Source organism: Flavobacterium sp. MK4S-17 (assembly GCF_009848495.1).
Lineage (GTDB): Bacteria > Bacteroidota > Bacteroidia > Flavobacteriales > Flavobacteriaceae > Flavobacterium.
In genome coordinates this window covers 44,005-57,879 of the sequence record NZ_WWEP01000012.1, presented here as the reverse complement: position 1 = coordinate 57,879, position 13,875 = coordinate 44,005, and the positions used below count along the sequence as shown (strand labels likewise).

The following is a 13,875-nucleotide window of genomic DNA, read 5'->3' as shown; positions in this document are numbered from 1 at the left end:
CTCACTTTAATAACATTTTTTTCTTAACTACCTCCATTCCCACACTGCCTTTCATGGCAATTACTTCAAGCGGGTTACACAGCTTAGGTATTTGTGCAGGATTAGGGTCAATATAGTAAATGGGAGTATCCGGCTTTACATAATCCACAAGGCCTGCAGCCGGGTAAACCTGCAATGAAGTCCCTATCACGATGAGGCAATCTGCCTGTTTTACAATTTCCATTGCTTGTGTTATAGCAGGCACAGCCTCGCCAAACCAAACAATATGAGGGCGCAACTGCTTTCCTGTTTTAGGATGAAGTGTGCCGATTGTAATATCTCCTTTCCAGTCTATTACTGCTGTTTCGCATTGTGTACAGCGTGCTTTAACCAATTCGCCATGCAAATGCAAAACTTTGGTACTGCCGGCACGTTCGTGCAGGTCGTCAACGTTTTGCGTTATTACCGTTACATCAAAAGTATCTTCCATCCCCGCAATTGTGGTATGGGCTTTATTGGGGGAGACTTCAAAAAGCTGCCTGCGCCTTTTATTATAAAAGTCCAGTACAAGCTCAGGATTTTTCCGGAAGCCCTCAGGCGAGGCTACTTCCATAACATTATGCCCTTCCCACAGCCCGCCGGCATCCCGAAAGGTAGCCACGCCACTTTCAGCGCTTACACCCGCACCGCTAAGCACAACCAGTTTCTTCTTCATAATGGTTTATACTTTTCCAAGGGTATACAATTGTTCTAAAGTAGGGCTGGCACTGCCGCCCGCAGGTTCAAGCGTGATACCAAAAGCTTCCGCCCCTTCAAAATTATCTACTTTATATATCCCGTTACTTTCAGTACTGTCATCATCCAGTACGCCTATACTGGTAGGGGTAATTGGGTTAAGCTTAAGTGCCCATACCTGGTAAACCTTGCCCTCAGGAGCTTTTGGCAGTCCGGCTATATCTACATATATTTCATTTTTGGCATTATTAATGTATACCTTGGCATAAGATTCAGGCGAAGCCTGCTGCCCTTCAAGTGCAACAGTTATATTATCCTGCCCCCGCACAATGGCAAGTGCCTTTTCAGTTTCAGAATTCTGCTTTTGCAGTGTGGCAAGCATCTGCTCAAATTTATTCCTTTCAGCTTTTACGGTTTCTGCCTGCTGTGCCGCCTGGTTATATTTATAATACTGGAAACCTATGCCAAACATAAGTATAACTGCTGCCGCCCAGCCAATGTAACCGGATGTGCCACTGCGTTTTTCCATTTGTACAACCCCGTTGTGTTTTTCTATAAGCTTTTTCTTTATACGGTTATAATTGGCAGCAGAAAGGTGCGGCGATGCACTGTAGGAAAGGTTGATTACAGCCTTTTCTATAGCTAAAATCTCCTCCTGTACTGCCGGGTTAGCCTGTGCCATTTCCTGTATCTTACTATTTTCATTTTCCGGCAGGAGCCCGAAAACATAAAGCTCCAGCGTTCCTGATTCTATTAATTCCTCACTATTCATTTTACCTGTAATATTGTCCTAAGTTCTTTAATGCAGTTCCTGTTTTGTGTTTTTACTGTTCCCAGTGGTATTTCCAATTCTTCAGATGCTTCCTGCTGCGTGTAGCCTTTAAAAAACAAAAGGTCTATAAGCTGTATGCATTTGGGCTTAAGTTTTTTTATGAACTCTTTTATTCCTATGGCATCAATCCTGTTTATAACGGTACTATTGCTATCCAGAATATGTACGAAGTTATCAGATGACAGGTTTTTACGGCTGTTATTGTGGCTTTTGGAACGCAGCCTGTCTATAGAAGCATTGCGTGCTATATTTAAAATCCATGTAAAGAACCTGCCTTTGCTTTCATTATAGCTGTCCACATTTTTCCATATTTTTACAAATACTTCCTGCAAAACGTCTTCTGCTTCTTCCTTGTCCCTTATCAGGTTATAAATTATGCCATACAGGTTTTTGGCATACATATCATAAAGCAGGGTAAAGGCTTTCTCGTCTTTTTTGTAGATTTGCGGCAGTAACTCTTCCTGTGTCATGGTTAGGTTTTAGTTTCCCTAATTTAATAAAACATTTTTAACGGCAATACCTAAAATGAAAAATACTAACAACTCAGCATACCTTGAATACCTTGAAGGTTTTATAACAGAAAACAGGAAACAGGCTTTTTTACAGGTACTTTCAAGCAGGACAAAACATTTTACCGTAGCAATAGAGGATATTTTCCAGTTGCACAATACCAGTGCCGTTATGCGGACATGCGAGGTTTTTGGCATACAGGAGCTGCACGTTATAGAGGAGAAGTATGGTAAAAAAATAGATAAGGAAATAGCACTTGGTGCCCAAAAATGGGTTGATGCTTACCGGTATGACACTACTACTGCCTGTATTGAAACATTAAAAAAACAGGGATATAAGATTATTGCCACATCACCCCACCATAACTCTGCGCCTATAGACGATTTTGATATTAAGCAGCGTTCGGCTTTATTTTTCGGTACTGAAAAAATGGGCTTGTCGCAGGAGGTTTTACAACAGGCAGATGGCTTTTTGCATATACCCATGGCAGGTTTTACCGAAAGCCTTAATATATCCTCATCTGCTGCCATAGTGATACAAAATTTAACCAACAGGCTGCGTAAATCAGATATTGAATGGCAACTGACAGCGGAAGAAATTTTGGAAAAGCGTATTGACTGGGCCAGGAAATCAATTAAGGATATTGATTTTATAACCCGTAAGTACCTTGAAGGGGAAAAGGTTTAATCCCGGTTAAGTACTTTATATTCTTCATAACACCCGCTTATGGCATCCATAATCTGGAGGTCATTTGCTGTATTTATAAAGTCTTCCGAATAGTTACAGCGTTCCAGCAGCTGTACAATTTCGTCTTTGGAAACACCCAGCAATGCGGCAAGGGTTTCCCTGTCAAATTTGGAAGCCAGTGCGTTGCGTACAGTATCATCTTTTTTCATTTCCCTCAGCCTGCGCATTTCATTAGATTTTCTGCCGAAAATATTGTGCAGTAAGTCAGCAGGATTTAGTACTGAGCTGACAAGGCGCTTAAAGGCGTTAGGCGAGTTTTCGCCGCCTTCATAACCCTGTGGCAAACCGGATATACTATAGCGGTAATTTTCTTTTACAGGATTAAGTTTGGAGTCTATTGGTAAAAAACCTGTAAGCTCATACTTATTGATGACTATTTCCTCAAGTGTATAAGCACGTTGTGTTAAAGGTATTTTTGTTTGGGTTTTAAATTTAACCCAGTCATTTGTTACCCTTACTTTTAAGGATTGGTAACCTATAAAAGAAATATGAAGGGTATCATTAGGAGATGCTTCAAGGGTAAAGTTTCCCCTGTTATCGGTAACGGTTCCCTTAACTTTATTGATGTTTATTATATTAACCCCGGCAATGGGCAGTAATGTGCCATCATCTATAATTGTTCCCTTAACACTTTCAGGTTCTGAACTCTGCGCGAAGGAAAATGCCGTAATAAAAAGCAATAAAAAAACTACAAAATACCTCATTGAAAACTTATGTGATGTAAAAGTAATAAACAAACGTGATATTTTGTAGTTAGTATGCACTATAAATAAAATATTTACAAATTAGCTCCTTCTGGGCCTTCTTTCCCTTGAGCCGCCACTTTTTGAGTCGCTTCTTCTTGGCGAACGGTCAAAAGAATTATCCTTTCTTCTTCCGCCTCCAAATGAGTCGCCCCTGCGCTCGCCTTTACCACTGCTTCTGCCATTGTGGTCCCTGCGGCGGTTATTGGCACTTCCGTCATTTTTAGAAATTTCAACATTTATCCTGCGCCCTTCAAGGTGCAGGCTGTTAAGTGTATCTAATACCATTTGTGCATGTTCGCCATCGGTATTAAAAAAGGAGAATCCCTCTTTAACATCCACTTTAAAAATATCATCGCGGCCAAGGCCAAGCGTATCCCTAAGAAAATCCTTAAGGCTCATCCAGTCAAAGTTATCACGCGAACCGATGTTTATAAAGTAACGCACTGCGCTGCCACTGCTAAATTCGCGCTTATCGCCGCCTTTTTCGGCTGAAATATCCTTGTTCTTTTTGTAGTAGTTGATAAACCTGTTAAACTCTACCGAAACCATTTTTTTGATAAGTTCCTCTTTGCTAAGGTCTTTCATTACTTCATAAATGGCAGGAAGGTAAGAGTCTATTTCGTGGTCTATTTCCACATCCTTTATCTTGTTGGCAAGGTGGAAAAGCTGTATCTCACAAATTTCTATACCGGAAGGAATATTTTTTTCTTCAAACTTCTGCTTTATAACCTTTTCAATAGCATGTATTTTTCGAAGCTCGCTCTTGGTTATAATAACTATTGATGTACCCAGTTTACCTGCACGGCCTGTACGCCCGCTGCGGTGGTTGTAGGTTTCAATTTCGTCAGGCAGCTGGTAGTTTATAACGTGTGTTACATTATCAACATCTATACCCCTTGCAGCCACATCGGTTGCTACAAGCATCTGTATCTGCCTGCTGCGGAAAGACTTCATTACTGCATCACGCTGCGCCTGTGAAAGGTCGCCATGAAGTGCAGCGGCGTTATAGCCATTTTCAATAAGTTTTTCTGCAACAGCCTGTGTATCCCTTTTTGTACGGCAAAATACCACCGAGAAAATATCAGGATTGGCATCAGCAAGGCGTTTTAAGGCTTCATAACGGTCGCGTGCATTTACAAGGTAAAACTCATGCGATACTGTTGATGAACCTGAATTTTTATGGCCAACCGTTATTTCAAGCGGCTTCCTCATAAATTCGCGGGCTATCCTTGCCACTTCCTGTGGCATGGTAGCCGAGAAAAGCCATGTGCTTTTTTCATTTGGGGTTGTAGATAATATTGAAACAATATCATCATAAAAGCCCATGTTAAGCATTTCATCCGCCTCATCAAGTACGCAAAAATCTATACGCGAAATATCTACAAGCCTGCGGTTTATCATGTCCTGCATCCTTCCCGGTGTAGCAACAATAATCTGTGCGCCGCGCTTTATATCCTTAGCCTGTTCTGTAATGCTTGCACCACCATAAACAGCTACTGTATTAAGCCCTTTAACGTATTTTGAGTATAATTTTATTTCGTTTGTAATCTGCAGGCAAAGTTCACGTGTAGGAGATAATATAAGTGCCTGTGTATTCCTGTTTTCAGGATCTATTTTTTGTATCAGCGGAAAACCGAAAGCTGCCGTTTTGCCTGTTCCTGTTTGTGCCAGTGCAACTATATCGGTATCTTTTTCAAGTAATAGGGGAATCGCTTTTTCCTGTACTTCCGAAGGGGTTTCAAACCCCAGGTCGTTTATCGCCTTCACAAGCGGTTCGCTTAATCCTAATTGTTCAAATTTGTTCATATATAATTTTAAAATAGGTGCAAAGGTACTGATTATTAACGAGATTAGCTAATAGCGGTTTGCAGATTTATTTTAAAGTTATAAATTGGAAATCAGTGGGTTACTTTTTAAGGAACTGTATAAGCTGCGCAACAGCCCTGCCACGGTGGCTTAACAATGCTTTTTCTTCAAGCGGAATTTGTGCAAAAGTAAGGGTTTTCCCACCAGGGCAAAATACAGGGTCGTAGCCAAAACCTTTATCTCCTGCCCTATAATTGGTTATTTTTCCCTCTACTATCCCGGTAAAAAGGTGCTGACTGCCATCAAGGTTTAGGGTAATTACGGTTTTAAACCTTGCATTGCGGTTATCTTTTCCTTCAAGCTCATGCAGCAGCTTGTTTATGTTAGCATTTGCATCTTTAGCTTCACCGGCATACCTTGCCGAATATACACCGGGAGCGCCATTAAGGGCTTCTACCTCAAGGCCGGTATCATCTGCAAAGCAGTTATAGCCATAATTTTTGGTTACATAGTCAGCTTTTAATATGGCATTGCCTTCTATGGTTTCTGCGGTTTCAGGTATCTCTTCAAAACAGCCGATATCTTCCAGGCTCAGTAACTCAATTTCCGGAGGAAGCTGGTGCTTTATTTCAATTATCTTATTTTTATTATTCGAGGCAAAAACAAGTTTCATAGTTATATCCTGTAAGGGTCTCTTTCTTCTTTGCTGCAAAGGGAGTCCGTTAGGTCTGCAATTACAGCCCATCGCATATTGTGGCCATTTCGTACCCGTATTGCGGTTATTATTACAGTAACAAACTCAACAATATTTAAAAGGATAATAATAAACAGGTAGATGCCATAAAATAGTGTAGGCTGCCTGTCGCTGATTATTATTCCCAATGTCCACCCAAAAGCTACAGAGTTGAAAGGAACCATAATAGCCTGTGCAAGTATTGCCTGTATGCAGTGCCACCTGACAAAATATGATGATTTCCTTTGGGCCATGTAATAGCCGACAGATGCAATAACGTTGATTATAGGTAAAGGCAAACCTGCTATTACCGAAACCACACACATTAAGTAGCTGTTTGACGCGCTTTCATACTCATAAGGGTAAATATCCCTCTCTACAGGTTTTTGTATATATTCCATATCCAGTTTATCAACACTATTGCTATTAAAGGTGCTGCTACCCATTTTTTTAACAGCCAGATTTCAGCAGCTCTGTAATTAGTATATAAGGTGCTTTTTCCTGATGTTATATCAAAAAAAAGCCAAAGGGGTACGGCAATCATAATTGCTGTAATAACCAGCCCGAGCGGATTAATAAGCATTGCTTTTGCAATATCGCCCTGTACTATTGAAAGTACAGAGCGTGTACTGCCACATGAAGGGCAGGCTATACCGGTAGCGTTTTTAAAAACGCAGGGTGTAAACGCAGCGGGTTGTTTGTAAGTGTAAATACCATAAACCAGCCAGCCGTATCCGGCTGTTACTGCAATTCCCAAAAGCAGGTATAGCCTGTTCCTTGTCATGCTATATTATAAATACTGTTGTAGTTTTTCCATGTTTTTCTGGCGGGTTGCATCCATAATCAGGAACCAGTCCACAATGGCCCAAATACCAAGTCCACCGCAGGTTAATAATTTACCTACACCAAGCCCGGTATCGCCAATCATAAAACGGTCAATCCCTAAACCGCCTGCAAGCAATGAAACAACTAAAACAGTGGTAGGGTCTTTTAAATCAACAGACTGTATCATTCCCCATTTAGAATCATCAAGAAGCAATAAGCGCTCCCTGATATAATTTACATGATGCCCCTGAAAATATTTGGCGTTTGCCATTAGGTACATGTCAACTTTTTGTGCGTCCATTTTTGTAAATGTTTTTGGTTAATAATCGGTAAATCTATAAAAATAATTTAATGTTTCATAAGATTTAATATGTGGAATAAGCATATTTTTAACCTGAATACTGCTTATTGTTCTGCATAAACAGGCAATATGGATAAAAATTACAGGCAATTACTGTTTAATGCTAAGGTAATGTTATGCGTATTGTAAAAAATTATTATGAGAAAAGTATTTTAATAGTTACTTTTGGGGCGTTTTTAAAACAAACATTGAATATGGTAAAAGATCTATTTGAAAGGATCCAGAAAAATAAGGGACCTTTAGGGAAGTGGGCATCGCAGGCAGAAGGATATTATGTTTTCCCCAAGCTGGAAGGGCCTTTGTCAAACAGGATGATGTTTCATGGAAAAGAGGTTATTAACTGGAGTATAAATGATTATCTTGGGCTGGCTAACCATCCTGAAATAAGGAAGGCCGATGCCGAGGCAGCACAGGAATATGGTGCTGCATACCCAATGGGGGCCAGGATGATGAGCGGGCATACTTCATGGCACGAAAAACTGGAGCAGGAGCTTGCTTCATTTGTGCAGAAGGAAGCAGCCTACCTTTTAAATTTTGGCTACCAGGGCATGGTATCTATAATTGATGCGCTTGTTTCTAAAAACGATATAATTGTTTATGATGTTGATTCGCATGCCTGTATTATAGATGGTGTACGCCTGCATATGGGAAAACGCTTTACCTATAAGCATAATCATGTGGAAAGCCTTGAAAAAAACCTTGAGCGTGCAGTGAACATGGCAGAAACAACCGGAGGCGGTATCCTTGTAATTACCGAGGGTGTTTTTGGTATGCGCGGGCAGCAGGGTAAATTAAAGGAAATTGTAGCCTTAAAGGAGAAATATAACTTCAGGCTTTTGGTTGACGATGCACACGGCTTTGGAACTTTGGGTAAAACCGGTGCCGGGGCAGGAGAGGAGCAGGGATGCCAGGATGGTATTGATGTGTACTTTTCAACATTTGCAAAATCAATGGCCAGCATAGGTGCGTTTGTTGCTGCGGATAAAGATATTATTGATTTCCTTAAATATAACCTGCGTTCGCAGATGTTTGCAAAGGCATTGCCAATGATACTGGTTAAAGGGGCCTTAAAACGCCTTGAAATGTTAAGGACTATGCCTGAGCTTAAAAATAAACTTTGGGAAAATGTAAATGCACTGCAAAGCGGGCTTAAGCAAAGAGGTTTTAATATAGGTGACACCAATACCTGTGTTACTCCGGTTTACCTTGAGGGCAGTATCCCTGAAGCTATGGTAATGGTTAACGATTTAAGGGAAAACTATAATATATTCCTTTCTATAGTTGTATATCCTGTAATACCTAAAGGGATAATATTGCTTAGGATGATACCTACAGCCAGCCATACTATGGAAGATATAAATGAAACCCTTGCAGCTTATGAGGCAATACGCGAAAAACTGCAAAATGGTACCTACAAGAAAATTGCAGAGCAGACTACAGTTGATGTTTCTGCCGAGTAAAATATATGTTGTAAGTAAAAAGCCCGCTTAAAGCGGGCTTTTTTTATAAATCTTTTTTATAGGTTTTCCTGCGTTTGTGTATAACAGGGTTAAAGTTTTTCCAAAGGTTGTTCATAGCATAGTTTTCTTCAAGTTCCGGTGTCCTTATGCAGTTCCTTACTTTATTTTTAGTAAAAACCTTATAATATTCATCAAAAATAATTGCGGTTACACCCTTGTTTTGGTATTCGGGGTCCACACCTATAAGGTAAAAGGTTACATCTTTACTGTTTTTTTTAGCCCTGAGCAAATGGATAAAACCAAAGGGGAATAATTTACCTTTTGCCTTTATTAAGGCTTCTGCAAACGAAGGCATTACTATGGTAAAAGCTACAACATTGCCATTTTCATCTTCAACAAACTTTATATATTCAGGGTTGATAAGCCCTATATATTTATTTTTAAAATATTCCTTTTGCGAATCGGAAACTGCCACAAACGACGAAAGCCTTTCATACGACTTATTGAAAAGGTCAAACATTTTATCAACGTAAGGCATGACTTCCCTGGTTGAATTGAAATTAACAGCACGCAGGTTATACCTTTTCTTTATCATTTCACTGGCGCGCTGAAAAGGTTTTGGGTCAACATCATTCATGGTAAATATGCTTTCCCTGTATTCCTTTTCTACAGTTAAGCCCAGCTTTTCAAAATGTTCTTTATAATAAGGAAAGTTATACCATGTAACGGCTGTACCTATCCTGTCAAACCCTTCGGTAAGCACTCCTACCTTGTCAAGGTTGGAAAAGCCCATTGGGCCTTCCATATATTCCAGATTGTTTTCCCTTCCAAAATCGGCTGCCTTTTCCAAAAGTGCCTTTGTAACCTCAATATCATCAATTACATCAAACCAGCCAAAACGCACTTTTTTCAACCCCTGGCTTTTAACTTCCTGCCAGTTGATTATGGCTGCTGTTTTGCCTACCATTTTATTATGCCGCCATGCGGTATAAAACTTAACCTCCGCATTTTCAAAAGCGGGATTTTTAGTTTTATCAAAGGTTTCAAACTCTTCGCTTATTAATGGCGGAACCCAATAGGGATTAGCTTTGTATAACTCAAAAGGAAATTTTATAAATTCTTTTAATTCACTTTTGGTTATGGCTTCTTTTATTGTAATCATTGTTTAATCTTCTGAAGGGGTTTCCATATCATCAAGGCGTTTTTTGCGCCTTTCTCTTAATTCTTTCCTTCGTTTGGCTTTTTTATCTTTTTCCTTCTCCTGTTGTTGTTTCAGTTCTTCTTCCCTGTCACCTTCGCCAAACAGGACAATATCCTTATAATTGGCATCAAACCGCCAGGATATGCCTATACCGCCGTACAGGATAGAAGGCGTGGTTTTAAAATTGGTGCTTACAGAGGCATCAATCTGTAAATTGCTGTTTAAAAGATGGGCTGCACCTATGCGGCCGATACCATCGGCATAAAAATCACTCTTATAGCCCTGGAATTCCAAAAAGCCTGACCACCTTTCATTAAAACCCCTTGTAAGGGTAGAGATGAGGCCGATGCTTGGATAGTCTGTTAGGAATTTATCGGCAATAATATTATTAACCCATACCCATTTGCCAAAATGATTTTGCGTAATAAGCATAAATTTTGGGCTTATCCTGTCGGTTTTAAAAGTATAGGGGTTGTCATTCATTAAAAAGTTACCACCCACATATGCCGAAACAGCGGGTATTATTGACCTCCATTTAAACTTTCGGTTGGCTTTCCAGCTATAAATATTAATCTCCGGCTTATAATTTTTATCGGGGTCAAAAATCAGGTATTTTGCACCTATGGTAAATTGCCTGAAATCATTACGGTTAAAGGTTTCCAGAGCGTTGCTGTACTGGTCAAACTGATATTGCATATCAGCAATAAGCTCAAGTTCTTCCAATATAAGGCCATAACGCAGTGTAAGGTCAAAGCCCATACCTTTTGCTTCATAGTTCAGTACATCATGTTCTTCCATTATGCCATAAGTGCCTGCTTCAATCTGCGCCACGGTTTTACCCACAGCAAATGCCGACATTGATTCTCCCGGCCTGTTGGAATTAATCTGGTCAGTATATTGTGCCGAAGCTGCGGCAGTGCCCAGGAATACTAAAGGAAAAATTTTTTTCAGGAAAGTCATGTTTGGCTTGCTTATTGACGTTATTAGTCCAAAAATACTATATTTTATTATTATTTATGCCCGCTATTTTAAATTTTAAGGGCTATATTTTTTAATTTTGGAAAAAATTACGATATGGAAACGGCGTCATTTACAGGTGTACTGAAAACAATAGCAATATTATTCCTTATATATTATGCAGTTAAGTTTTTATTCAGGCTGCTGGCACCTGTTATTGTACAGCAGGTGGTAAAAAAAGCAGAGCAAAGCTTTCATCAGCAGCAGCAGTATAACCAACAGCAATATAACACCCAAAACAATTACAGCCAACCGGCACAAAAGCCGCAGGAAAAGAAAAAAGTTGGTGAATATATAGACTTTGAGGAAATAGAATAGTAGAATCCTGCCATATAAGCAGGATTTTTATTTTAAGGTGGAATTGTAAAAACGGCAATTGCAGTCTTATAGAAATTAAGTATCTTCACGGCGTTTATACAAAAGCTAAACGCCTAAAGTATTTATGAAAAACCTGAATAAAATTTATCCGCAGTTTCTTGCAATAATTGGCTTTGTACTTGTTTCACTTATTTATTTTTACCCTGTACTTCAGGGCAAAAAAATATACCAGTCAGACATTGCCCAATACACGGGAATGGCAAAGGAGCAAAATGATTTCCGTAGTGAAACAGGGGAGGAGCCTTACTGGACAAATAGTGCTTTTGGCGGTATGCCCACCTATCAGCTTGGCGCCAATTACCCGCACAATTATATAAAATCATTAGATTCGGTACTGCGTTTTTTACCACGTCCAGCCGATTATTTATTCCTGTACTTTTTAGGCTTTTTCATTTTACTTAGGGTCCTCAGGGTTGATAATCTCAAAGCGTTTTTTGGTGCGCTAGCGTTTGGCTTTTCAACCTATCTTATAATAATACTTGGAGTAGGGCATAATGCAAAGGCGCACGCCATAGCTTATATGCCAATGGTAGTGGCGGGAGTAATAATGGTATTCCGAAAAAATTATATTGCCGGCGGGCTGTTAACCCTCCTGGCTGCTGCACTGGAAATAAATGCCAACCATTTCCAGATGACTTATTACCTGTTATTGCTGCTGCTTGTTTTAGGTATTTATTTTATTGTTTGTATAATAAAAAATAAAGAGTACAAACACCTTGGTATTTCAATAGGTATTTTTGCTGTTGCTGCCATACTGGCAGTGGGCGCAAACGCTACCGGGCTTATGGCCACTGCTGAATATGCAGAAATAAGCAACCGAGGCAAAAGTGAACTGACTTTTAATCCGGATGGCTCACCAAATACTACGGAAGCCTCCATGGAATATGATTATATTACAGAGTATAGCTATGGTATTGCTGAAAGCCTTAACCTGATAGCCCCAAGGCTTTTTGGTGGCGGGGCGAGGGAAAATGTAGGGAAGGATTCTGCTTTGTATGAGTTTATACTTTCGCAGGGTGCAACACCGCATGAAGCCGAGCAGTTTGTTTCTTCAGTACCTACCTATTGGGGCGACCAGCCTATAGTAGAGGCTCCTGCCTATATTGGGGCAATAATCTTCTTTTTAGCTGTACTGGCATTGTTTAATGATAAGCGTAAAATAAAGTATGCTTTTTTAGCGGGGGCTGTTTTATCCCTTTTATTATCATGGGGTAAAAACTTCCCGGCACTTACAACTTTCTTTATAGATTATGTGCCCATGTATGATAAATTCAGGGCTGTTTCCTCTATACAGGTAATTTTGGAACTATGTATGCCGGTACTGGCTTTTATGGGCCTGCAATCTTTTTTTAGTACAGATAGTGATAACAGGCTTAAGCAATTGTATAATGCTGCCGGTGTGGTAATGGGGCTTGTTGTTGCACTGTTTCTTATAAAAACCCAGTTTAGTTTTACAGGAGGCCAGGATAATAATATTTTACAGGGATATGGTGATATAGGCCCTGCTTTTGTTGAAGCCCTTAAAGAACAAAGACAAAGCATGTACACGTCAGATCTTTTGCGTTCTGGTATATTAATACTGCTTGCTGCAGGTTTATTGTGGGCTTACGCAAAAGGAAAGCTGAAAGCTGTACCGGCTGTAGTGCTTGTGGGTATTTTAATGGTAGGCGATTTATTTTTTATTGATAAAAACTATGTAAACAGTACCGACTTTGTAAATGCACGCGAAGTTGATGTGCCTTTTTCTCCATCGCAGGCTGATGATTATATATTGCAGGACACTACCCATTACAGGGTATATGAAGCCTTTGGCAGGTTGCAGGGCAAAACATCTTATTTCCATAAATCGGTGGGGGGGTATAGCGCGGTACGCCCAAGAAGGATGGATCAGTTATTTACGCATGTTGTAGAACCAAAACTTACCGAGCTTTTTACCAACCTTGACAGGGAAAGTATGTTGCTTACCAAAAGCTTCCCCGTGCTTGATGTGCTTAATGTAAAATATGTACTACTGCAGGCTAATGACGGGCAGGATGTACCTGTAACCAATCCATCGGCAAATGGGCCGGCATGGTTTGTAAGCAACGTGAAAAAAGTGCAGAGTGCCGATGATGAAATACTGTCTTTAAACAAAATAGATACTAAACAAACAGCAATAGTAAACAGTAATGATTTTCCTGACGCTGTAAGCAAAACCACTTTTGCAAAAGACAGTACTGCTACTATTAAACTGACGTCATATGAACCTAATTATGCGAAATATGTTTCTGACAACGCAGATGATGGGCTGGCAGTTTTTTCTGAAATGTATTATGGCAACGGCTGGAATGCTTATATTGATGGTAAGTTAACTCCCCATTTCAGGGCTGATTTTGTGCTGCGTGCCATGCAGGTTCCTGCCGGAAAGCATACTATAGAATTTAAATTTGAGCCGCAAATTGTAAAAACAGGCAGTACTATAGCACTTGCCAGTTGTATAGTAATACTGTTATTGATAATTGGCGGAATTTACATCCACAATAAAAAGCATAAAGCTATAGCATAA

General features: G+C 39.9%; 15 protein-coding genes. 4 read left to right on the top strand and 11 right to left on the bottom strand.

What is annotated here, in order from left to right:
- Window position 1: 1 nt before the first annotated feature.
- From GSF09_RS05725 to GSF09_RS05715, 3 genes are read right to left on the bottom strand one after another with little or no spacing between them, the layout of a single operon-like run.
- Entirely contained in the window at window positions 2-694 is a 693-nt protein-coding gene (locus tag GSF09_RS05725) for an NAD-dependent deacylase (protein WP_159799981.1), read from the bottom strand.
- Between the two features lie 6 nt (window positions 695-700).
- Window positions 701-1,486: an anti-sigma factor domain-containing protein gene (locus tag GSF09_RS05720; RefSeq protein ID WP_159799980.1), complete on the bottom strand. Its 786-nt coding sequence runs from the start codon at window positions 1,484-1,486 to the stop codon at window positions 701-703.
- Window positions 1,483-2,016 carry an RNA polymerase sigma factor gene (locus tag GSF09_RS05715; RefSeq protein ID WP_159799979.1) on the bottom strand — a complete coding sequence of 178 codons (534 nt, stop codon included), beginning with the start codon at window positions 2,014-2,016 and terminating at the stop codon, window positions 1,483-1,485. The genes GSF09_RS05720 and GSF09_RS05715 overlap by 4 nt, the downstream gene beginning before the upstream one ends.
- Window positions 2,017-2,071: 55 nt before the next feature.
- On the opposite strand from GSF09_RS05715, the gene GSF09_RS05710 reads away from it, so the two are divergent.
- Window positions 2,072-2,743 carry an RNA methyltransferase gene (locus GSF09_RS05710; protein ID WP_159799978.1) on the top strand — a complete coding sequence of 224 codons (672 nt, stop codon included), beginning with the start codon at window positions 2,072-2,074 and terminating at the stop codon, window positions 2,741-2,743.
- Here the strand turns inward: GSF09_RS05710 and GSF09_RS05705 are convergent.
- The 6 genes from GSF09_RS05705 to GSF09_RS05680 form a co-directional block, all read right to left on the bottom strand.
- Window positions 2,740-3,507: a carboxypeptidase-like regulatory domain-containing protein gene (locus GSF09_RS05705; protein ID WP_159799977.1), complete on the bottom strand. Its 768-nt coding sequence runs from the start codon at window positions 3,505-3,507 to the stop codon at window positions 2,740-2,742. The two genes, GSF09_RS05710 and GSF09_RS05705, sit on opposite strands and share 4 nt — an antisense overlap.
- Window positions 3,508-3,588: 81 nt before the next feature.
- Window positions 3,589-5,355: a DEAD/DEAH box helicase gene (locus GSF09_RS05700; RefSeq protein ID WP_159799976.1), complete on the bottom strand. Its 1,767-nt coding sequence runs from the start codon at window positions 5,353-5,355 to the stop codon at window positions 3,589-3,591.
- A 100-nt stretch (window positions 5,356-5,455) separates the two neighbouring features.
- Entirely contained in the window at window positions 5,456-6,028 is a 573-nt protein-coding gene (locus GSF09_RS05695) for a non-canonical purine NTP diphosphatase (protein WP_159799975.1), read from the bottom strand.
- A 2-nt stretch (window positions 6,029-6,030) separates the two neighbouring features.
- On the bottom strand, window positions 6,031-6,489 hold the full coding sequence (locus GSF09_RS05690; RefSeq protein ID WP_159799974.1) for a DUF4870 domain-containing protein: 459 nt from the start codon (window positions 6,487-6,489) through the stop codon (window positions 6,031-6,033).
- Window positions 6,465-6,872 carry a DUF2752 domain-containing protein gene (locus GSF09_RS05685; protein ID WP_159799973.1) on the bottom strand — a complete coding sequence of 136 codons (408 nt, stop codon included), beginning with the start codon at window positions 6,870-6,872 and terminating at the stop codon, window positions 6,465-6,467. The genes GSF09_RS05690 and GSF09_RS05685 overlap by 25 nt, the downstream gene beginning before the upstream one ends.
- Window positions 6,873-6,878: 6 nt before the next feature.
- Window positions 6,879-7,214 carry a TM2 domain-containing protein gene (locus GSF09_RS05680; protein WP_159799972.1) on the bottom strand — a complete coding sequence of 112 codons (336 nt, stop codon included), beginning with the start codon at window positions 7,212-7,214 and terminating at the stop codon, window positions 6,879-6,881.
- A gap of 254 nt (window positions 7,215-7,468) precedes the next feature.
- Here GSF09_RS05680 and GSF09_RS05675 point away from each other — a divergent pair, with 254 nt between their 5' ends.
- A complete protein-coding gene (locus GSF09_RS05675; RefSeq protein ID WP_159799971.1) occupies window positions 7,469-8,734 on the top strand; it encodes a pyridoxal phosphate-dependent aminotransferase family protein in 1,266 nt (421 codons plus the stop codon).
- A 43-nt stretch (window positions 8,735-8,777) separates the two neighbouring features.
- Here the strand turns inward: GSF09_RS05675 and GSF09_RS05670 are convergent, their stop codons facing one another.
- A complete protein-coding gene (locus tag GSF09_RS05670) occupies window positions 8,778-9,896 on the bottom strand; it encodes a GTP cyclohydrolase (RefSeq protein WP_159799970.1) in 1,119 nt (372 codons plus the stop codon).
- A gap of 3 nt (window positions 9,897-9,899) precedes the next feature.
- On the bottom strand, window positions 9,900-10,895 hold the full coding sequence (locus tag GSF09_RS05665) for a transporter (RefSeq protein ID WP_159799969.1): 996 nt from the start codon (window positions 10,893-10,895) through the stop codon (window positions 9,900-9,902).
- Window positions 10,896-11,009: 114 nt separating this feature from the next.
- Between GSF09_RS05665 and GSF09_RS05660 the strand changes: the two genes are divergently transcribed.
- Together GSF09_RS05660 and GSF09_RS05655 are read left to right on the top strand one after the other, a co-directional pair.
- Window positions 11,010-11,270 carry a DUF4834 family protein gene (locus tag GSF09_RS05660; protein ID WP_159799968.1) on the top strand — a complete coding sequence of 87 codons (261 nt, stop codon included), beginning with the start codon at window positions 11,010-11,012 and terminating at the stop codon, window positions 11,268-11,270.
- Window positions 11,271-11,394: 124 nt separating this feature from the next.
- Window positions 11,395-13,875, top strand: coding sequence for a YfhO family protein (locus GSF09_RS05655; RefSeq protein ID WP_159799967.1), 2,481 nt, complete (start codon window positions 11,395-11,397; stop codon window positions 13,873-13,875).